The sequence below is a fragment of the Enterobacter sp. Taxon_2 genome (genome assembly GCF_058355295.1).
Window position 1 is genome coordinate 698,657 of sequence record NZ_CM178024.1, and the last position, 20,732, is coordinate 719,388.

A 20,732-nucleotide genomic window follows, 5' to 3' on the forward strand; every position below is an offset into this window, starting at 1 on the left:
GTCTTTTACTGATATTTAAGTCGGTTTCACGTTAAATTCTAATTATCGGTGTTTTCAGTTGGCAGTGCTTCTCAAGGCTGGTTAATCTGAAAACGGTTTACATCATTTTAACGTAAGAGAATAACTATGCATGATGCACAGATCCGTGTCGCCATTGCGGGCGCGGGTGGACGTATGGGCCGCCAGCTTATTCAGGCGGCACTTCAGATGGATGGCGTCGCGCTTGGCGCGGCCCTGGAGCGTGAAGGTTCTTCACTTCTGGGGACCGATGCCGGTGAGCTGGCGGGCGCAGGCCACACGGGCGTTACCGTGCAAAGCAGCCTGGAGGCGGTAAAAGAGGACTTCGATGTCTTCATCGATTTTACCCGCCCGGAAGGGACGCTCACGCATCTGGCGTTTTGCCGTCAGCACGGCAAGGGGATGGTGATCGGCACCACCGGTTTTGACGACGCGGGTAAGCAGGCTATCCAGGATGCATCAAAAGAGATTGCGATTGTCTTCGCCGCAAACTTCAGCGTGGGCGTTAACGTCATGCTGAAGCTGCTGGAGAAGGCGGCGAAGGTGATGGGCAACTATACCGATATTGAGATCGTAGAAGCTCACCACCGTTACAAAGTTGATGCGCCATCAGGTACGGCGCTGGCGATGGGCGAAGCGATTGCTCATGCACTCGATAAAGATTTAAAAGAGTGCGCGGTCTATACCCGCGAAGGTCACACTGGCGAACGCGTGCCGGGCACCATTGGTTTCGCCACCGTTCGAGCGGGTGATATCGTCGGCGAACACACGGCGATGTTCGCCGATATTGGCGAACGTGTCGAGATTACGCATAAAGCCTCCAGCCGAATGACATTTGCTAACGGCGCCGTACGCTCCGCTTTGTGGCTGAAAAATAAGAAAGATGGCCTTTTTGATATGCGAGATGTGCTCGATCTCAACAATTTGTAAGCATTATTACCCATCGTGATGTGGTTATTGCAGTCGTAATTGTTTGATTGCATAGGGCAATATTTTATTGCCCTTTTATTTTGACTGTTTCAATGTGAATCAGGCTATAAGCCTATAAAAACCTATCTATTGATGCGTATTAACGTTGCTGAAATGTAAATTTTGACCATTTGGTCCACTTTATGATGCTCCATCCGCTGATTTTTTATTAAACCAGGCGCGCAAGCGTTTTCCGCAGTGATTTACCTGATCTTTTTGTCGCTTAAGCCGCATTCCTCTCGCCAGGCCTGTAAAAGACTAAACAAAATATCCGTTTTAAGTTGACTTTTACCCACCAAATCCCCAGAATGCCGCCGTTTGCCAAAAATCCGCTGGCAACACATTTGCATTGATCCATGACATGGTTATGAATTAATATGCAAATAAAGTGAGTGAATATTCTCTGGAGGGTGTTTTGATTAAGTCAGCGCTATTGGTTCTGGAAGACGGAACCCAGTTTATCGGTCGGGCCATAGGGGCAACGGGTTCGGCGGTTGGGGAAGTCGTTTTCAATACTTCAATGACCGGTTATCAAGAAATCCTCACTGATCCTTCCTATTCTCGCCAAATCGTTACTCTTACTTATCCTCATATCGGCAATGTCGGCACCAATGCTGCTGACGAAGAATCTTCTCAGGTACATGCGCAAGGCCTGGTCATCCGCGATCTGCCGCTGATTGCCAGCAACTTCCGCAATACCGAAGACCTCTCTTCTTACCTGAAGCGCCATAACATCGTGGCGATTGCCGATATCGATACCCGTAAGTTAACGCGTCTGCTGCGCGAGAAGGGTGCACAGAACGGCTGCATCATCGCGGGTGATAACCTCGATGCGACGCTGGCGCTGGAAAAAGCGAAAGCCTTCCCGGGCCTGAACGGCATGGACCTGGCGAAAGAAGTGACTACCGCTGAAGCCTACAGCTGGACTCAGGGTAGCTGGACGCTTTCAGGCGACCTGCCGGAAGCGAAAAAAGAGAGCGAGCTGCCGTTCCACGTGGTGGCCTACGATTTCGGCGCCAAGCGCAACATCCTGCGCATGCTGGTTGACCGCGGCTGCCGCCTGACGGTGGTGCCGGCACAAACGTCTGCTGAAGACGTGCTGAAGATGAATCCGGACGGTATTTTCCTGTCCAACGGCCCTGGCGACCCGGCGCCGTGCGATTACGCTATCGCCGCCATTAAGTCCTTCCTGGAAACCGACATCCCGGTATTCGGCATCTGCCTCGGCCATCAGCTGCTGGCCCTGGCGAGCGGTGCGAACACCGTTAAGATGAAGTTCGGCCACCACGGTGGTAACCACCCGGTGAAAGACATCGATAACAACACGGTGATGATCACCGCGCAGAACCACGGCTTTGCCGTCGATGAAGCCTCAATGCCGGCTAACCTGCGCGTGACCCACAAGTCGCTGTTCGATGGCACCCTGCAGGGCATCCACCGTACCGATAAGCCAGCGTTCAGCTTCCAGGGCCACCCGGAAGCCAGCCCGGGCCCACACGACGCCGCGCCGCTGTTCGATCACTTCATCGAACTTATCGAGCAATACCGTAAGACCGCTAAATAATCAGGAGCCGAGAAGACAATGCCAAAACGTACAGACATAAAAAGCATCCTGATCCTTGGCGCTGGCCCGATCGTGATCGGCCAGGCCTGTGAATTCGACTACTCCGGCGCGCAGGCGTGTAAAGCCCTGCGCGAAGAGGGTTACCGCGTTATCCTGGTGAACTCCAACCCGGCAACCATAATGACCGACCCGGAAATGGCTGATGCGACCTACATCGAGCCGATTCACTGGGAAGTGGTGCGTAAAATCATCGAGAAAGAGCGTCCGGACGCAGTGCTGCCAACCATGGGCGGCCAGACGGCGCTAAACTGTGCGCTGGAGCTGGAGCGTCAGGGCGTGCTGGCCGAGTTCGGCGTGACCATGATTGGTGCGACCGCCGACGCGATTGATAAAGCAGAAGACCGTCGCCGCTTCGACGTGGCGATGAAGAAAATCGGCCTCGACACCGCGCGTTCCGGTATCGCACACAATATGGAAGAAGCGCTGGCCGTTGCGGCTGACGTGGGCTATCCGTGCATCATCCGTCCATCGTTCACCATGGGCGGCACTGGCGGCGGCATCGCCTACAACCGCGAAGAGTTCGAAGAGATTTGCGAACGCGGTCTGGATCTCTCGCCAACCAAAGAGCTGCTGATTGATGAATCGCTGATTGGCTGGAAAGAGTACGAGATGGAAGTGGTGCGTGATAAAAACGACAACTGTATCATCGTCTGCTCTATCGAAAACTTCGATGCGATGGGTATCCACACCGGTGACTCCATCACCGTTGCGCCAGCTCAGACCCTGACCGACAAAGAGTATCAAATCATGCGTAACGCCTCGATGGCGGTACTGCGTGAAATCGGCGTGGAAACCGGCGGTTCTAACGTGCAGTTCTCCGTTAACCCGAAAACCGGCCGTCTGATTGTTATCGAAATGAACCCGCGCGTGTCCCGTTCCTCCGCGCTGGCCTCTAAAGCGACCGGCTTCCCGATTGCGAAAGTGGCGGCGAAACTGGCGGTGGGCTACACCCTCGACGAGCTGATGAACGACATCACCGGTGGCCGCACGCCTGCGTCCTTCGAGCCGTCCATCGACTACGTTGTGACCAAAATTCCTCGCTTCAACTTCGAGAAATTTGCAGGCGCGAACGACCGACTGACCACCCAGATGAAATCTGTCGGTGAAGTGATGGCGATTGGCCGCACGCAGCAGGAATCCCTGCAGAAAGCGCTGCGCGGCCTCGAAGTGGGCGCGACCGGCTTCGACCCGAAAGTGAGCCTGGACGATCCGGAAGCGCTGACGAAAATTCGCCGCGAGCTGAAAGACGCGGGCGCAGAGCGTATCTGGTATATCGCTGATGCCTTCCGTGCGGGGCTGTCCGTCGACGGCGTGTTCAACCTGACCAACATCGACCGCTGGTTCCTGGTGCAGATTGAAGAGCTGGTGCGTCTGGAAGAGCAGGTGTCTGAGCTGGGCATCACCGGCCTGGACGCGGACTTCCTGCGCGTGCTGAAGCGTAAAGGCTTCGCCGATGCGCGTCTGGCTAAGCTGGCGGGCGTGCGTGAAGCGGAAATCCGCAAGCTGCGCGACCAGTATGACCTGCACCCGGTCTACAAGCGTGTGGACACCTGTGCGGCGGAGTTCTCGACCGACACCGCCTACATGTACTCCACCTATGAAGATGAGTGCGAAGCGAACCCGTCCGTCGACCGCGACAAGATTATGGTGCTGGGCGGTGGTCCAAACCGTATCGGCCAGGGCATCGAGTTCGACTACTGCTGCGTACACGCCTCCCTGGCGCTGCGTGAAGACGGTTACGAGACCATCATGGTCAACTGTAACCCGGAAACCGTCTCCACCGACTACGACACCTCCGACCGCCTCTACTTCGAGCCGGTTACCCTGGAAGACGTGCTGGAAATCGTGCGCATCGAGAAGCCAAAAGGCGTTATCGTGCAGTACGGCGGCCAGACCCCGCTGAAGCTGGCGCGCGCGCTGGAAGCAGCAGGCGTGCCGGTTATCGGTACCAGCCCGGATGCGATTGACCGTGCGGAAGACCGCGAGCGTTTCCAGCAGGCGGTTGACCGTCTGAAGCTGAAACAGCCTGCGAACGCCACAGTCACCGCCATTGAGATGGCCGTTGAGAAGGCGAAAGAGATTGGCTACCCGCTGGTCGTTCGTCCTTCCTACGTGCTGGGCGGCCGCGCAATGGAAATCGTTTATGACGAAGCCGACCTGCGCCGCTACTTCCAGACGGCGGTGAGCGTCTCCAACGATGCGCCAGTGTTGCTCGACCGCTTCCTCGACGACGCGGTGGAAGTGGACGTTGACGCCATCTGCGACGGCGAAATGGTGCTGATTGGTGGCATCATGGAGCACATCGAGCAGGCGGGCGTGCACTCCGGTGACTCAGCCTGTTCTCTGCCAGCCTACACGCTGAGTCAGGAGATTCAGGATGTGATGCGCCAGCAGGTGCAGAAGCTGGCCTTCGAGCTGCAGGTTCGCGGTCTGATGAACGTTCAGTTCGCGGTGAAAGACAACGAAGTCTACCTGATTGAAGTGAACCCGCGTGCGGCACGTACCGTCCCGTTCGTCTCCAAAGCCACCGGCGTACCGCTGGCGAAAGTGGCGGCGCGCGTGATGGCGGGCCAGACGCTGGCGCAGCAGGGCGTGACCAAAGAGATCATCCCACCGTACTACTCGGTGAAAGAAGTGGTGCTGCCGTTCAACAAATTCCCGGGCGTTGACCCGCTGTTAGGGCCAGAAATGCGCTCTACCGGGGAAGTGATGGGCGTAGGCCGCACCTTCGCTGAAGCGTTCGCGAAGGCACAGCTGGGCAGTAGCTCCACCATGAGAAAATCAGGCCGTGCGCTGCTCTCCGTTCGTGAAGGCGACAAAGAGCGCGTGGTTGACCTGGCCGCCAAGCTGCTGAAACAGGGCTTCGAGCTGGATGCAACCCACGGTACGGCGATTGTGCTGGGCGAAGCCGGCATCAACCCGCGTCTGGTGAACAAGGTGCATGAAGGTCGTCCGCACATTCAGGATCGTATCAAGAATGGCGAATACACCTACATCATCAACACCACCGCGGGCCGCCAGGCGATCGAAGACTCCAAGCTGATTCGCCGCAGCGCGCTGCAGTACAAAGTGCACTACGACACCACCCTGAACGGCGGTTTCGCAACGGCTATGGCGCTGAACGCGGATGCTACCGAGAAGGTGATTTCAGTGCAGGAAATGCACGCGCAAATTAGCAAGTAAGTAAAAATGCCCGGTGCCGTTCGGCTGCCGGGCATTCTCCCCATCTTCAGAACCTTCTGGTTTTTCATCCGCTTTCAGTCAGTTAGCCTAAAATCATTAGGTCGATAACGAAATTCAACTGAGAGCAGGGGAAAACACCATGCAAAATAAATTACTGATCGCTTCCGTTCTGGCTGCCACGACAATGTTTACCGTTGCGGGCTGTTCGTCCAATCAGGCCGTAAAAACCACCGATGGCAAAACCATTGTTACCGACGGAAAACCACAGGTGGATGACGATACCGGTCTGGTGTCGTACAAAAACGCCGAAACCGGTCAAACCGAGCAGATCAACCGTGACCAGGTGAAATCGATGGGCGAGCTGGATAACTAATTCAGAATTCTGACGTAAGCCCGTCAATAATATTCACTATTAGCCTGTTGAATTACTGACTACACTCTTTTGTTAAAAGAAAGCAGTAACAACAGGCTAATCAATGATTCTGATAATTTATGCCCATCCTTATCCGCAGCACTCGCATGCGAATAAGCGGATGCTTGAGCAGGTAAGGACGCTTGATAACGTAGAGATACGTTCCCTCTATCAACTCTATCCCGATTTTAATATCGATATCGCCGCCGAACAGGAGGCGCTTTCCCGTGCCGATCTGATTATCTGGCAGCATCCCATGCAGTGGTACAGCACGCCCCCGCTCCTGAAACTGTGGATTGATAAAGTCTTCTCCCACGGCTGGGCGTATGGCCACAACGGCAATGCGCTAAAAGGGAAAAGCCTGATGTGGGCGGTCACCACCGGTGGAGGGGAAAGCCACTTTGATATCGGTTCCTTCCCGGGGTTTGAGGTCCTGGCACAGCCGCTGCAGGCGACTGCGCTGTATTGCGGTCTGAACTGGCTCCCGCCTTTTGCGATGCACTGCACCTTTGTCTGCGACGATGAAACGCTGCAGGCGCAGGCTCGCCATTATAAACAACGCTTACTTGAGTGGCAGGAGGCGCACCATGGATAGCCATACGCTGATACAGGCGCTGATATACCTTGGCGCAGCGGCGCTGATTGTGCCCGTGGCGGTACGCCTGGGGCTGGGCTCTGTTCTCGGCTACCTGATTGCGGGCTGCATCATTGGACCGTGGGGCTTTCGACTGGTGACGGATGCAGAGGCGATCCTTCATTTCGCTGAAATCGGCGTTGTGCTGATGCTCTTTGTGATTGGCCTGGAGCTCGACCCGCAGCGGTTGTGGAAGCTTCGCGCATCGGTATTTGGCGGTGGGGCACTGCAGATGGTGGCCTGCGGCCTGCTGCTGGGCGGGTTCTGCATCCTGCTGGGCATGGACTGGAAAGTGGCAGAGCTTATCGGCATGACCCTGGCGCTCTCCTCAACGGCCATTGCCATGCAGGCGATGAACGAACGAAATCTGACGGTATCCCAGATGGGACGTAGCGCGTTCTCGGTGCTGCTGTTCCAGGATATTGCCGCTATCCCGCTGGTGGCGATGATCCCGCTGCTGGCGGCCAGCGGTTCCTCTACCACGCTGGGCGCTTTCGCGCTGTCGGCACTGAAGGTGGCGGGCGCGCTGGCGCTGGTGGTGCTGCTTGGTCGCTACGTCACCCGTCCGCTGCTTCGGTTTGTTGCCCGCTCGGGCCTGCGCGAAGTGTTCAGCGCCGTGGCGCTGTTCCTGGTGTTTGGCTTCGGTCTGCTGCTGGAAGAGGCCGGGCTGTCGATGGCGATGGGGGCGTTCCTCGCAGGCGTGCTGCTGGCGAGTTCTGAATACCGTCACGCGCTGGAAAGCGATATCGAGCCGTTCAAAGGGTTACTGCTGGGGCTGTTTTTCATTGGTGTGGGGATGTCCGTCGACTTCGGCACGCTGGTGACGCACCCGCTGCGGATCGTCATCCTGCTCGTCGGCTTCCTGATCATTAAAATGGTGATGCTGTGGCTGATTGCGCGTCCATTAAACGTGCCGACCAGGCAGCGACGCTGGTTTGCCGTGCTGCTGGGGCAGGGGAGTGAATTTGCGTTCGTGGTCTTTGGCGCCGCGCAGATGGCAAACGTGCTCGATCCCGAGTGGGCGAAAGCGCTGACGCTGGCGGTCGCACTGTCGATGGCGGCGACGCCTGTGCTGCTGGTGGTGCTGACGCGCCTGGAAAAATCGGACAGCGAGCAGGAGCGCGAAGCCGATGAGATTGACGAGGAGCAGCCGCGCGTCATCATCGCCGGATTTGGTCGCTACGGGCAGATCGTCGGGCGTTTATTACTCTCCAGCGGCGTGAAGATGGTCATCCTCGATCACGATCCCGACCATGTCGATACCCTGCGTAAATTTGATATGAAGGTGTTTTACGGGGATGCCACCCGCGTTGATCTGCTGGAATCCGCCGGGGCGGCAAAAGCCGAGGTATTAATTAACGCCATTGACGATCCGGAGACCAGCATGCAGATGGTGGAGCTGGTTAAAGAGCATTTCCCGGCACTGACCATTATCTCCCGCGCGCGCGATGTGGATCACTACATCAGGCTGCGACAGGCGGGCGTAGACGCACCGGAGCGTGAAACGTTCGAAGGTGCGCTGAAGTCTGGCCGTATGGCGCTGGAAAACCTGGGGCTTGGCGCGTACGAAGCGCGCGAACGGGCGGACCTGTTCCGTCGCTTTAATACCGAGATGGTTGAAGAGATGGCGGCGATGGCGGGCAGTACGGCTACCGAGCGCGCGGCAGTGTTTAAACGCACCAGCGCGATGCTGACGGAAATCATTAACGAGGACCGTAACCACCTGTCGCTGATCCAGCGCCATGGCTGGCAGGGCACGGAAGAGGGCAAGCATACCGGCGATCCGGCTGACGAGCCCGAGAGTAAACCTTCCGCGTGAAGTGGAGTTGCCAGCAATATTAAAAAATTTCTTTATCTTTACCCTGCCGCCAGTCGACGAAAGATTAAGCTTTCCGTATAGTGGCGGCAATTTTTTGCATCCGGGAAATTTTCAATGATCAGTCTGATTGCAGCGCTGGCGGTGGACCGCGTTATCGGTATGGAAAATGCCATGCCGTGGAACCTGCCTGCCGATCTCGCATGGTTTAAACGTACTACGTTAAACAAGCCGGTAGTGATGGGCCGCCTGACCTGGGAGTCGATTGGTCGTCCATTGCCGGGCCGTAAGAATATCGTTATCAGCAGCCAGCCAGGCACTGACGATCGCGTCGAATGGGTAAAATCAGTAGACGAGGCGATTGCTGCATGCGGCAATGCCGAAGAGATTATGGTGATTGGCGGTGGGCGTGTGTACGAGCAGTTCCTGCCAAAAGCGCAGAAGCTGTATCTGACCCACATTGATGCAGAAGTGGAAGGGGATACCCATTTCCCGGACTACGATCCGGACGAGTGGGAATCGGTATTCAGCGAATTCCACGACGCGGATGCACAGAACTCCCACAGCTACTGCTTCGAGATTCTGGAACGTCGTTAAGTGATTTTCCCTCTCCCGGCCGGGAGAGGGAATCATTATCAGGAGGCAACGGCCTCGCCTTCTCCTAAGTCCAGCTGTCGGTTGGACGGCTGCACAAAGTAAGCTTTATCTTCCCAGCGTAAGCAGGTTAACTCCCCACCCCAGCTGCATCCGGTATCCAGACCGTAAATCCCTTCCGGCGTTCCTTTTCCTTCCAGTGCTGCCCAGTGACCAAATACCACGCTGTACTCGCTGGTCACCGGTCCCGGAATGGCAAACCACGGTTTCAGCGGGGCGGGCGCGCTTTCCGGCGTCTCTTTGGAATACATATCCAGCTGCCCGTTCGGGAAGCAGAAACGCATGCGGGTGAACGCGTTGGTGATAAAGCGCAGGCGGGCCAGACCGCTGAGATCCTCGCTCCAGTGGTTCGGCATATCGCCGTACATGGCATCAAGGAAGAAAGGATACGAGTCGCTCGCCAGCACCGCCTCAACGTCACGCGCGCAGGTTTTCGCCGTCTCAAGATCCCATTGTGGCGTGATCCCGGCATGCGCCATGACCAGCTTTTTCTCTTCGTCGATCTGCAGCAGGGGCTGACGGCGCAGCCAGTTAATCAGATCGTCCGCGTCCGGCGCATCCAGCAGTGGTGTGAGGCGATCTTTAGGCTTGTTGCGGCTGATCCCGGCGAAAACCGCCAGCAGATGCAGATCGTGGTTACCCAGCACCATGCGCACGCTGTCGCCCAGCGATTTGACGAAACGTAATACTTCAAGGGAGCCGGGGCCACGCGCGACTAAATCGCCCGTCAGCCAGAGCGTGTCCTGTCCTGGCGTAAAGTCGACCTGTTTTAACAATGCGATCAGTTCATCGTAGCAACCGTGAACGTCGCCAATCAGATATGTAGACATTAGATTAATGAATGAGTGTTGTAACGGCGAGACGGAACACAGGAATGGCAACGCGGAATCCGTTGCCATCGACGTCGACCATTTCATAATGGCCTTGCATGGTACCCATCGGCGTTTCAATTACCGCGCCGCTGGTGTACTGGTACTCTTCGCCAGGGGCGATGTGGGGCTGTTCACCGACCACACCTTCGCCCTGAACTTCAATTTCGCGGCCATTGCCGTTAGTGATAAGCCAGTAGCGCCCGCGCAGCTGCACGGGCATCCGCCCCAGATTGCGAATGGTCACGGTATAAGCGAAAACAAAACGATCTTCGTCCGGAGAGGACTGTGATTCAACATAGACGCTTTGTACATGGACACATACGCGGGGCGAATCAATCATGGCTTAACTCTCCTTCGGCGGCGCATTATCGCTGATGTAATTAGCCAGCTTGCAGTACTGCTCTACGGAAATATTCTCCGCACGCATTGCCGGGTCGATCCCCAGCTCGGCTAACACCTCTACGGTAAACGAATTGCTCAGGCTGTTACGGATCGTTTTACGGCGCTGGTTAAAGGCTTCTGTGGTAATGCGGCTCAGTACGCGCAGATCTTTAACCGGATACGGTTTCGTCTTGTGCGGCACAAGGCGCACAACCGCTGAATCCACTTTCGGTGGTGGTGTGAACGCTGACGGCGGTACTTCGAGTACCGGGATCACGTTGCAGTAATATTGTGCCATCACGCTTAAACGACCATACGCTTTACTGTTCGGGCCTGCAACCAGACGGTTAACAACCTCTTTTTGCAACATGAAGTGCATGTCGGCAATGGCATCAGTATAGCTAAAGAGGTGGAACATGAGCGGCGTGGAGATGTTGTACGGCAGGTTGCCGAAAACGCGCAGCGGCTGGCCCATTTTTTCCGACAGTTCGCCAAAGTTCATGGTCATGGCATCCTGCTGATAGATGGTCAGCTTCGGCCCGAGGAACGGGTGCGTTTGCAGGCGTGCGGCCAGATCGCGGTCCAGTTCGATGACGGTCAGTTCGTCGAGGCGTTCGCCTACCGGTTCGGTCAGTGCAGCAAGGCCTGGGCCGATTTCGACCATCGCCTGGCCTTTTTGCGGATTAATAGCCGAGACAATGCTTTCGATCACGAACTGATCGTTAAGGAAGTTTTGCCCGAAACGTTTACGGGCTAAGTGGCCCTGATGGACTCGATTAGTCATTGAGTATTAACAATCATTTTGATGGCGAGATTAAGCGCCGTAATAAAACTGCCGACATCCGCTTTCCCCTGGCCTGCCAGATCCAGCGCAGTACCGTGGTCAACGGACGTTCGAATAAAGGGTAAACCGAGGGTGATATTCACCCCGCGGCCAAAGCCCTGGTATTTTAGCACGGGCAGGCCCTGATCGTGGTACATCGCGAGCACGGCGTCGGCATTATCCAGGTATTTTGGCTGGAAAAGGGTATCTGCTGGCAGCGGCCCGCTGAGGTTCATCCCCTTCGCCCGCATTTCGTTGAGCACCGGAATAATGGTGTCGATCTCTTCGGTGCCCATGTGCCCGCCTTCACCGGCGTGCGGATTCAGACCGCAAACCAGAACGTGCGGCTGCGGGATCCCAAATTTTGTCTGCAGATCGTGATGCAAAATCCCGATGATCTCGCGCAGGAGATCAGGGGTGATCGCATCCGGAATCGCTTTGATCGGAAGATGGGTTGTCACCAGGGCAACGCGCATCGCTTCGGTCGCCAGCATCATCACCACTTTCGGACTGTGCGAGCGCTCTTCGAAGAACTCCGTATGCCCGGTAAACGGTATGCCCGCTTCGTTGATCACGCCTTTGTGAACGGGGCCGGTAATCAGAGCGGCAAATTCGCCCTTCAGGCAACCGTCGCAGGCGCGCGCAAGGGTTTCAACGACATAGTGGCCGTTTTCCGTGCTGAGCTGACCCGGAATGACCGGCGTTCGAAGGGGAACAGAGAGAAGGGTAAGCGTACCGGCTTGCTGTGGTGCGGGCTGTTGGCCTTCAACGTAAGGGATGAGCGTTAAAGGCAGACCGAGCAGTGTTGCCCGGTCTTGTAACAGTGTTGCATCGGCGCAGACAACCAGTTCTACCGGCCAGCTGAGCTGGGCGAGCTGGACAACGAGGTCAGGACCAATCCCGGCGGGTTCGCCGGGCGTGATAACAACACGATGCTGTTTCATTAGTTGCTCAGCACTTTCACGTAAGCACTGGCGCGTTGTTCCTGCATCCAGGTGGCTGCTTCTTCAGAGAACTTACGGTTAAACAGCATACGGTAGGCTCTGTCTTTCTGTGCCGCATCCGTTTTATCAACGTTACGGGTGTCCATCAGCTCGATCAGATGCCAGCCAAACGAAGAGTGGACCGGCGTGCTCATCTGGCCTTTGTTCAGCTTCATCAACGCGTCACGGAAGGCAGGATCGTAAATATCCGCAGCCGCCCAGCCCAGATCGCCGCCCTGGTTAGCAGAGCCTGGATCCTGAGAGAACTCTTTTGCGGCCTTCGCAAACGAGGTTTTACCGCTCTTAATGTCTGCTGCGATCTGTTCCAGCTTCGCACGCGCCTGATCGTCAGTCATGACCGGTGACGGTTTCAGCAGAATGTGGCGAGCGTGAACTTCGGTGACGGAGATATTTTGGCTCTGGCCGCGCAGATCGTTCACCTTCAGAATGTGGAAGCCCACGCCTGAACGGATAGGACCGACGATATCCCCTTTCTTCGCCGTGCTCAGCGCCTGGGCAAAGATGGATGGCAGCTCCTGAATACGTCCCCAGCCCATCTGGCCGCCTTTCAGCGCCTGTTGGTCAGCGGAGTAGGTGATGGCCAGCTTGCCAAAGTCGCCGCCGTTACGCGCCTGTTCAACAATAGAACGCGCCTGGCTTTCTGCTTCCGCAGCCTGATCGGACGTTGGGTTCTCTGGCAGTGGAATCAAAATGTGGCTCAGATTCAGCTCTGTGCTCGCATCGTTCTGGTTACCCACCTGTTTTGCCAGCGCGTCCACTTCCTGAGGCAGGATAGTGACGCGGCGACGCACTTCGTTGTTACGTACTTCCGAAATCAGCATCTCTTTACGGATCTGATTACGGTAGGTGGCGTAGCTGATGCCGTCATAGGCCAGACGGCTGCGCATCTGATCTAAAGACATATTGTTCTGCTTCGCGATGTTAGCGATCGCCTGATCGAGCTGCTCGTCAGTGACCTTCACACCCATTTTCTGCCCCATCTGCAGAACGATCTGATCCATGATCAGGCGCTCCAGGATCTGGTGGCGCAGCGTGGCGTCATCCGGAAGCTGTTGACCGGCTTCGCCCGAATTGAGCTTCACCGATTTCATCAGACCGTCAACGTCACTTTCAAGCACGACGCCGTTGTTAACCACAGCAGCGACTTTATCAACAACCTGGGGGGCCGCGAAGCTGGTATTCGCAACCATAGCGACACCGAGCAGCAGCGTTTTCCAGTTCTTCATACTTTTTCCATTTCAATTAACCGCAAAGCGGATTACGTTGCAAATCAAGCACATTACAAGGCGCTACTGTACGGCAGAATATTCGAGCGCAGCATTTTCTGCGTACCCAGACCGTAGTTGGAACTCAGGCCGCGTAACTCGAAGTTAAAGCCAATCACGTTATCGTATTTGCTCTGATTGTTTTCACTGTTCCAGCCATTAAGCTTACGTTCGTAACCGACACGCAGCGCGTAACAGCAGGAGTTATATTGCAGACCCACCATCTGGTCAGCAGGTTTATTGGCGTTAGTGTCAAAGTAGTAAGCGCCTACGATTGACCAGCGGTCGGCGATAGGCCAACTCGCTGCGCCACCCACCTGCGAGATACCGTCTTTATACTGTTCTGCGCCAGCATAAGATGGCAATGTTGCCTGAATATATTCCGGGCTTGCGTAACGATACGTCAACTGCACCATACGGTCTTCATCACGGCGGTACTCAATAGCAGCGCTACTTGTCGCAATATTATCGAGTCGAGTGTCATATTGCACACCACCACGCAGACCCCAACGGTCAGTCATACGCCAGTAAGTATCTCCTGCCCAAACCAGCGATCCCGTTTTGTTATCTTTCTCCCAGTTAATGTTGTCATCACCGGTGCGTGACTCGGTGAAATAGTAGATTTGACCAACAGAAACGTTAAAACGTTCAACGGCGGCATCATCATATACACGGGTTGTGACGCCGGTCGTCAACTGGTTTGCTGAGGCGATTCGGTCAAGACCACCGTAGGTACGGTCACGGAACAGGCCGCTGTAGTCAGACTGGAGTAAAGAGGAGTCGTAGTTCTGAATCTTGCTTTGATCGCGGTACGGCACGTACAGATACTGCATTCGCGGTTCGAGCGTCTGAGTATAACCATCCGCCAGCAGACCCATATCACGCTCGAAGATCAGCTTGCCGTCCATTTTGAACTGCGGGAGCGTGCGGTTGACCGACTCTTCCAGATGCGTATTGTTAGTTGCGTTGTAGTTATCAACATTTTTTTGCTGATAGTGGGTTGCCATCAGCTTGGCTTCGGTATTCAGGCTTGCCCAGTCGTTAGACCACGGCAGATTGATCGTCGGCTCAAGGTGAACACGCGTGGCTTCAGGCATGTCCGAATCCGTGTTAACGAAATGCACTGCCTGAGCGTAAACCCGAGTGTCGAATGGGCCCACATCATTCTGATACCAGTTAACGTCCAGCTGTGGCTCAGCGCCATAGGTAGGCGTGGACTGATCAGAAAATACCTGGAATTGCTTGGTCGAGACGGTTGCATCAAAGTTCTGCACCGCATAGCCCACGCTGAATTTCTGCGTGGCATAGCCATCGGTACTCGAGCCGTATTTGGACGAGAAGTCATTAAAATAAGACGAATCGCTAACTTTGGTGTAGTCAACGTTAAAGCGCCACACCTGATCCATCACCCCGGCATGCTGCCAGTAGAACAACCAGCGGTGCTTATCACCTTCGGTCGGATGCTCATCCTGGAAGACTTTATCCGACGGCAGATAATCCAGCTCCATCAGACCCGCACCAGCGTGTGTCAGATAGCGGAACTCGTTCTCCCACATGATGTTGCCGCGCTTGTGGATATAATGCGGCGTGATCGTCGCATCCATATTTGGCGCGATGTTCCAGTAATACGGCAGGTAGAACTCAAAGTAGTTCGTGGTGCTGTATTTGGCATTTGGGATCAGGAAACCGGAGCGACGTTTGTCACCCACGGGAAGCTGCAGATAAGGGCTGTAGAATATGGGCACTGGACCCAGTTTGAAGCGGGCGTTCCAGATCTCTGCGACCTGTTCTTCGCGGTCATGGATAACCTCGCTTCCGACCACGCTCCAGGTATTTGAACCCGGCAGACATGACGTAAATGTACCATTTTCCAGGATCGTATAGCGGTTTTCGCCGCGCTGTTTCATCAGGTCTGCGTCACCGCGCCCCTGGCGACCCACCATCTGGTAATCACCTTCCCAGACGTTAGTATCTTTAGTATTCAGGTTTGACCAGGCTTTCGGACCTTTCAGGATGACCTGATTGTCGTCATAGTGCACATTACCCAGCGCATCCACCGTTCGTACCGGCTCGGCCGCACCTTCCGGCTGCTTCTGGTGCAATTGCACTTCATCTGCCTGCAGGCGGCTATTACCCTGGTTAATATCCACATTGCCCGTAAACGTGGCATTGTCAGGGTAAGTCCCTTTCGAACTGTCGGCAGTAATGGTTACCGGCAAGCTATTTGTATCGCCACTCACCAGTGGACGATTATAACTTGGGACGCCAAGCATACACTGCGAGGCGAGATCGGCCGCCAGCCCCTGTTGACTATACAGGGCGGAGCCAATCATTGTGGCCAGAAGGGTGGGGATACGTTTTTTCATACGTTGTATTTTATTGTTCCGTCATCAGTGGCTACGGCTTACAAACGCTCAGAGACTATCTTACTCATCTGCGCAGTACCAGCGTTAATCCTGCCCGTTTGCGTGCCAGAGTGTTAGGCTCGCTATCGAATGACGAGTATGATAAAGCAAATTATAGGCGATGTCCTTCAATTGACCGTGACTTGAACACAGTGATGATGACGTTGCGTCGGCCAGGAATATGACTATCCGGGGAGTATATGCAGTATTGGGGTAAAATAATCGGCGTTGCGTTCGCCATCATCATGGGTGCCGGGTTCTGGGGGATTGTGCTTGGGCTTATTATCGGCCATATGTTTGATAAGGCGCGCAGCCGCAAAATGGCCTGGTTTGCCAATCAGCGCGAGCGTCAGTCACTCTTTTTCTCCACCACCTTTGAGGTGATGGGGCACTTAACCAAATCCAAAGGGCGTGTCACAGAAGCCGATATTCAGATTGCCAGCGTTTTTATGGATCGTATGAACCTGCATGGCGATTCCCGTCTGGAAGCGCAAAATGCGTTTCGCATCGGTAAATCGGATAACTATCCGCTTCGCGAAAAAATGCGTCAGTTCCGCAGCATCTGCTTCGGACGTTTTGACTTAATTCGGATGTTTCTGGAAATACAAATCCAGGCGGCCTTCGCCGACGGTTCACTTCACCCTAATGAACGTGATGTGCTGTACGTCATTGCGGAAGAGCTGGGCATCTCCCGTATGCAGTTCGACCAGTTCCTGCGCATGATGCAGGGCGGGGCGCAGTTTGGCGGCGGCTATCACCAGCAGTCGTCCGGCGGCGCCTGGCAGCAGGCGCAGCGTGGTCCGACGCTGGAAGATGCCTGCAACGTGCTTGGCGTTAAGCCTTCTGACGATCAGACCACGATTAAACGTGCCTATCGTAAGCTCATGAGCGAGCATCATCCGGACAAACTGGTCGCGAAAGGCCTGCCGCCAGAAATGATGGAGATGGCGAAGCAAAAAGCACAGGAAATCCAGAAGGCGTACGAGCTCATTAAAGAGAAGAAAGGTTTCAAATAAAAAAAAGCCCGACGGTGTCGGGCTTTTTTTTAGAAGTCCACCGGGGCTTTAAACGTCATCGCGTTACCGAAGGCCGGATGGGTGATGGTGAGCGTCTGCGCGTGCAGCTGCAGACGTGGCGCTAAGGCCAGCGCTTCAGGCGGCGCGTAGAAGCGATCGCCCAGAATCGGATGACCCAGAGCGAGCATATGCACGCGCAGCTGGTGTGAACGTCCGGTAATCGGTTTAAGCAGGACGCGCGCGGTATTATCCGGCGCATACTCCAGCACTTCATACTCGGTCTGCGCGGCCTTACCGGTTTCATAACACACCTTTTGCTTTGGCCGGTTCGGCCAGTCGCAGATCAGCGGTAAATCCACCAGCCCTTCCGCCTGAGCGGGGTGGCCCCAGACGCGGGCGACATACTGCTTTTTCGGCTCGCGCTCGCGGAACTGGCGTTTTAACTCGCGTTCCGCCGCTTTATTTAGCGCCACCACAATCACGCCGCTGGTGGCCATGTCCAGGCGATGGACAGACTCCGCCTGCGGATAATCGCGCTGAATGCGCGTCATCACGCTGTCTTTGTGCTCATCCAGACGCCCCGGCACGGACAACAGGCCGCTGGGCTTGTTGACCACCATAATGTGTTCATCCTGATACAGAATGACCAGCCAGGGATCCTGCGGCGGATTGTAAGGCTCCATCACCATCTTGCGCTCCGTTTACTGATGCGTCACAACGATAAGACGCAGGGCATCCAGACGCCAGCTCGCCTGATTCAGGCTTTCCAGCACCTGCTGACGGTTACTTTCAATCGCCGCCAGCTCGTCGTCACGAATGTTCGGGTTGACGGCTTTTAACGCTTCCAGACGGGACAGCTCCGCGGACAGTTTCTCGTCGGCTTCACTGCGCGCAGCGTCAATCAGCGCTCTGGCCGCTTTCTCAATTTGGGTTTCGCCCAGTTGCAGAATAGCGTGCACGTCCTGCTGGACCGCGTTAACCAGCTTGCTGCCCGTATGGCGGTTGACCGCGCTCAGCTGTCGGTTGAAGCTCTCGAACTCGACCTGTCCGGCCAGGTTCGTGCCGTTTTTGTCCAGCAGCAGGCGGACGGGCGTTGGCGGCAGGAAGCGGGTGAGCTGCAGCTGTTTAGGCGCCTGCGCTTCCACAACGTAGATCAGCTCTACCAGCAGGGTGCCCACCGGCAGCGCCTTGTTTTTCAACAGGGAGATGGTGCTGCTGCCGGTATCGCCGGAGAGGATCAGGTCCAGACCGTTGCGGATCAGCGGGTGTTCCCAGGTGATAAACTGGGCATCTTCGCGGGACAGCGCCACGTCACGCTCAAAGGTGATGGTACAGCCGTCTTCCGGCAGGCCCGGGAAATCCGGTACCAGCATGTGATCGGACGGGGTCAGGACAATCAGGTTCTCGCCACGGTCGTCCTGGTTGATACCGACAATATCGAACAGGTTCATGGAGAAGCTAATCAGGCTGGTATCGTCATCCTGCTCTTCGATGCTCTCTGCCAGCGCCTGCGCTTTTTCACCGCCGTTGGAATGGATCTCCAGCAGGCGATCGCGACCCTGTTCCAGCTGCGTTTTCAGCGCGTCGTGCTTCTCGCGGCAGGACTTAATCAGATCGTCAAAGCCGTCGGTGTTTTCCGGCGCGGCCAGGTAGCCGATCAGATCGCCATGCACCTGATCGTAAATGGTGCGGCCCGTCGGGCAGGTATGTTCAAACGCGTCCAGACCTTCGTGGAACCAGCGTACCAGCACGGACTGCGCGGTTTTTTCCAGATACGGCACGTGGATCTGAATATCATGCGCCTGACCAATACGGTCCAGACGGCCGATACGCTGCTCCAGCAGATCGGGGTTAAACGGCAGATCGAACATCACCAGGTTGCTGGCGAACTGGAAGTTACGGCCTTCAGAGCCTATTTCCGAGCACAGCAGAACCTGTGCGCCGCTGTCCTCTTCCCCGAACCACGCCGCGGCGCGGTCGCGCTCGACGATGGACATTCCTTCGTGGAACACGGCGGCACGAATACCTTCGCGCTCGCGCAGGACCTGCTCCAGCTGCAGCGCGGTGGCCGCTTTGGCGCAGATCACCAGCACTTTCTGGGAGCGGTGCGCGGTCAGGTAGCCCATCAGCCACTCCACGCGCGGATCGAAGTTCCACCAGGTGCCGGTATCGCCTTCAAATTCCTGGTAGATTTGTTCCGGATAAAGCATGTCGCGGGCGCGCTCTTCCTGGGTTTTGCGCGCGCCCATAATGCCGGATACTTTAATCGCCGTCTGATACTGCGTCGGCAGCGGAAGCTTGATGGTGTGCAGCTCGCGTTTCGGGAAGCCTTTGACACCGTTACGGGTGTTTCGGAACAGCACGCGGCTGGTGCCGTGGCGGTCCATCAGCATGTCGATCAGCTCTTTGCGCGCGGATTCCGCGTTGTCGCTGTCGCTGTTCGCGGCCTGCAAAAGCGGCTCGATATCCTGCTCGCCAATCAGATCGCTCAGGGTGTTGAGTTCGTCATTTGAAAGACGCTTGCCTGCCAGCAGCATGGCGACGGCATCCGCCACCGGACGGTAGTTATTCTGTTCTTCCACGAACTGCGCAAAGTCGTGGAAACGGTTTGGATCGAGCAGGCGCAGACGGGCGAAGTGGCTTTCCAGACCCAGCTGTTCCGGCGTTGCGGTCAGAAGCAGGACGCCAGGCACGCGTTCGGCAAGCTGCTCGATAGCCATATATTCGCGGCTCGGCGCATCTTCGCTCCAGACCAGGTGGTGAGCTTCGTCGACCACCATCAGGTCCCATTCAGCATCGCACAGATGCTCAAGGCGCTGCTTGCTGCGGCGTACGAAGTCCAGAGAGCAAATCACCAGCTGTTCGGTTTCAAACGGGTTGTCCGCATCGTGCTGCGCTTCGGCATAGCGTTCGTCGTCGAACAGCGAGAAACGCAGGTTAAAGCGGCGCAGCATCTCAACCAGCCACTGGTGCTGCAGGGTTTCTGGCACCACAATCAGCACGCGTTCGGCAGCGCCGGAAAGCAGCTGTTGATGCAGGATCATGCCCGCTTCGATGGTTTTACCCAGACCCACTTCATCTGCCAGCAGCACGCGCGGCGCGTGACGACGGCCCACGTCATGGGCGATGTTCAGCTGGTGGGGGATCAGGCTGGTGCGCTGGCCGCGCAGGCCGCTCCACGGCATGCGGTACTGCTCACTCTGGAACTTACGCGCGCGATAGCGCAGCGAGAAGCGATCCATACGGTCGATTTGCCCGGCAAACAGGCGGTCCTGCGGCTTGCTGAACACCAGCTTGCTGTCGAGCAGCACTTCACGCAGGATAACATTGGCCTCGTCGGTGTCCAGACGAGTCCCGATGTAGGCGAGCAGTCCATTCTCTTCTTTTACGTCTTCAATCTTGAGCTGCCAGCCGTCATGGCTGGTCACGGTGTCACCCGGATTAAACATCACGCGGGTGACAGGGGAGTCATTGCGAGCGTACAGACGGTTTTCACCGGTGGCTGGGAAGAGGAGGGTAACCATACGCGTATCGATTGCTACGACGGTTCCTAATCCAAGTTCGCTTTCTGTATCGCTGATCCAGCGTTGACCAAGTGTAAAAGGCATAGTTGTTCGGCTCTAATCTTTAATTGCAGGCAATAGTTCGACCCCCGT

At 56.0% G+C, this 20,732-nt stretch carries 16 protein-coding genes; 8 read left to right on the forward strand and 8 right to left on the reverse strand.

Annotated elements, in window-relative coordinates; all coding sequences use genetic code 11:
* Positions 1 to 126: 126 nt before the first annotated feature.
* From dapB to folA, 7 genes are all read left to right on the forward strand, one after another.
* Positions 127 to 948 carry a 4-hydroxy-tetrahydrodipicolinate reductase gene (dapB, locus tag AC4IC4_RS03255; RefSeq protein WP_024907426.1) on the forward strand — a complete coding sequence of 274 codons (822 nt, stop codon included), beginning with the start codon at positions 127 to 129 and terminating at the stop codon, positions 946 to 948.
* A 454-nt stretch (positions 949 to 1,402) separates the two neighbouring features.
* Positions 1,403 to 2,551 (forward strand): glutamine-hydrolyzing carbamoyl-phosphate synthase small subunit, encoded by a 1,149-nt coding sequence (carA, locus tag AC4IC4_RS03260; protein ID WP_024907427.1) that lies wholly within the window; start codon positions 1,403 to 1,405, stop codon positions 2,549 to 2,551.
* Between the two features lie 18 nt (positions 2,552 to 2,569).
* Positions 2,570 to 5,794, forward strand: coding sequence for a carbamoyl-phosphate synthase large subunit (gene carB / locus AC4IC4_RS03265; RefSeq protein ID WP_491472143.1), 3,225 nt, complete (start codon positions 2,570 to 2,572; stop codon positions 5,792 to 5,794).
* A gap of 139 nt (positions 5,795 to 5,933) precedes the next feature.
* Complete coding sequence (locus tag AC4IC4_RS03270; RefSeq protein ID WP_023310357.1) at positions 5,934 to 6,167, forward strand: YgdI/YgdR family lipoprotein; 234 nt, start codon at positions 5,934 to 5,936, stop codon at positions 6,165 to 6,167.
* A 103-nt stretch (positions 6,168 to 6,270) separates the two neighbouring features.
* Positions 6,271 to 6,801: a glutathione-regulated potassium-efflux system oxidoreductase KefF gene (gene kefF / locus AC4IC4_RS03275; RefSeq protein ID WP_032649856.1), complete on the forward strand. Its 531-nt coding sequence runs from the start codon at positions 6,271 to 6,273 to the stop codon at positions 6,799 to 6,801.
* Positions 6,794 to 8,659, forward strand: a complete 1,866-nt coding sequence (gene kefC / locus AC4IC4_RS03280) for a glutathione-regulated potassium-efflux system protein KefC (protein WP_491472144.1) — start codon at positions 6,794 to 6,796, stop codon at positions 8,657 to 8,659. The genes kefF and kefC overlap by 8 nt, the downstream gene beginning before the upstream one ends.
* Before the next feature lie 114 nt (positions 8,660 to 8,773).
* A complete protein-coding gene (gene folA, locus AC4IC4_RS03285) occupies positions 8,774 to 9,253 on the forward strand; it encodes a type 3 dihydrofolate reductase (protein ID WP_008502023.1) in 480 nt (159 codons plus the stop codon).
* 38 nt (positions 9,254 to 9,291) lie between these two features.
* On the opposite strand, the gene apaH is transcribed toward folA, so the two are convergent.
* Genes apaH through lptD form a run of 6 tightly spaced genes read right to left on the reverse strand, consistent with a single transcriptional unit; the run spans position 9,292 to position 16,021 of the window.
* Entirely contained in the window at positions 9,292 to 10,140 is an 849-nt protein-coding gene (apaH, locus tag AC4IC4_RS03290) for a bis(5'-nucleosyl)-tetraphosphatase (symmetrical) ApaH (RefSeq protein WP_491472145.1), read from the reverse strand.
* Between the two features lie 4 nt (positions 10,141 to 10,144).
* Entirely contained in the window at positions 10,145 to 10,522 is a 378-nt protein-coding gene (gene apaG, locus AC4IC4_RS03295; protein ID WP_024907431.1) for a Co2+/Mg2+ efflux protein ApaG, read from the reverse strand.
* A gap of 3 nt (positions 10,523 to 10,525) precedes the next feature.
* The gene (gene rsmA / locus AC4IC4_RS03300) at positions 10,526 to 11,347 is read right to left on the reverse strand and encodes a 16S rRNA (adenine(1518)-N(6)/adenine(1519)-N(6))-dimethyltransferase RsmA (protein WP_023310362.1); all 822 of its coding nucleotides are present in this window, start codon (positions 11,345 to 11,347) and stop codon (positions 10,526 to 10,528) included.
* Positions 11,344 to 12,330, reverse strand: coding sequence for a 4-hydroxythreonine-4-phosphate dehydrogenase PdxA (pdxA, locus tag AC4IC4_RS03305; protein ID WP_024907432.1), 987 nt, complete (start codon positions 12,328 to 12,330; stop codon positions 11,344 to 11,346). The genes rsmA and pdxA overlap by 4 nt, the downstream gene beginning before the upstream one ends.
* Positions 12,330 to 13,616, reverse strand: coding sequence for a peptidylprolyl isomerase SurA (surA, locus tag AC4IC4_RS03310; RefSeq protein WP_267215259.1), 1,287 nt, complete (start codon positions 13,614 to 13,616; stop codon positions 12,330 to 12,332). The genes pdxA and surA overlap by 1 nt, the downstream gene beginning before the upstream one ends.
* Positions 13,617 to 13,669: 53 nt before the next feature.
* Positions 13,670 to 16,021 (reverse strand): LPS assembly protein LptD, encoded by a 2,352-nt coding sequence (lptD, locus tag AC4IC4_RS03315; protein WP_491472146.1) that lies wholly within the window; start codon positions 16,019 to 16,021, stop codon positions 13,670 to 13,672.
* A gap of 239 nt (positions 16,022 to 16,260) precedes the next feature.
* Between lptD and djlA the strand changes: the two genes are divergently transcribed.
* Positions 16,261 to 17,076 carry a co-chaperone DjlA gene (djlA, locus tag AC4IC4_RS03320; RefSeq protein WP_008502016.1) on the forward strand — a complete coding sequence of 272 codons (816 nt, stop codon included), beginning with the start codon at positions 16,261 to 16,263 and terminating at the stop codon, positions 17,074 to 17,076.
* 29 nt (positions 17,077 to 17,105) lie between these two features.
* Here the strand turns inward: djlA and rluA are convergent, their stop codons facing one another.
* Positions 17,106 to 17,765 (reverse strand): bifunctional tRNA pseudouridine(32) synthase/23S rRNA pseudouridine(746) synthase RluA, encoded by a 660-nt coding sequence (rluA, locus tag AC4IC4_RS03325; RefSeq protein ID WP_008502014.1) that lies wholly within the window; start codon positions 17,763 to 17,765, stop codon positions 17,106 to 17,108.
* A gap of 12 nt (positions 17,766 to 17,777) precedes the next feature.
* Entirely contained in the window at positions 17,778 to 20,684 is a 2,907-nt protein-coding gene (gene rapA / locus AC4IC4_RS03330; RefSeq protein WP_491472147.1) for an RNA polymerase-associated protein RapA, read from the reverse strand.
* Between the last annotated feature and the right edge of the window lie 48 nt (positions 20,685 to 20,732).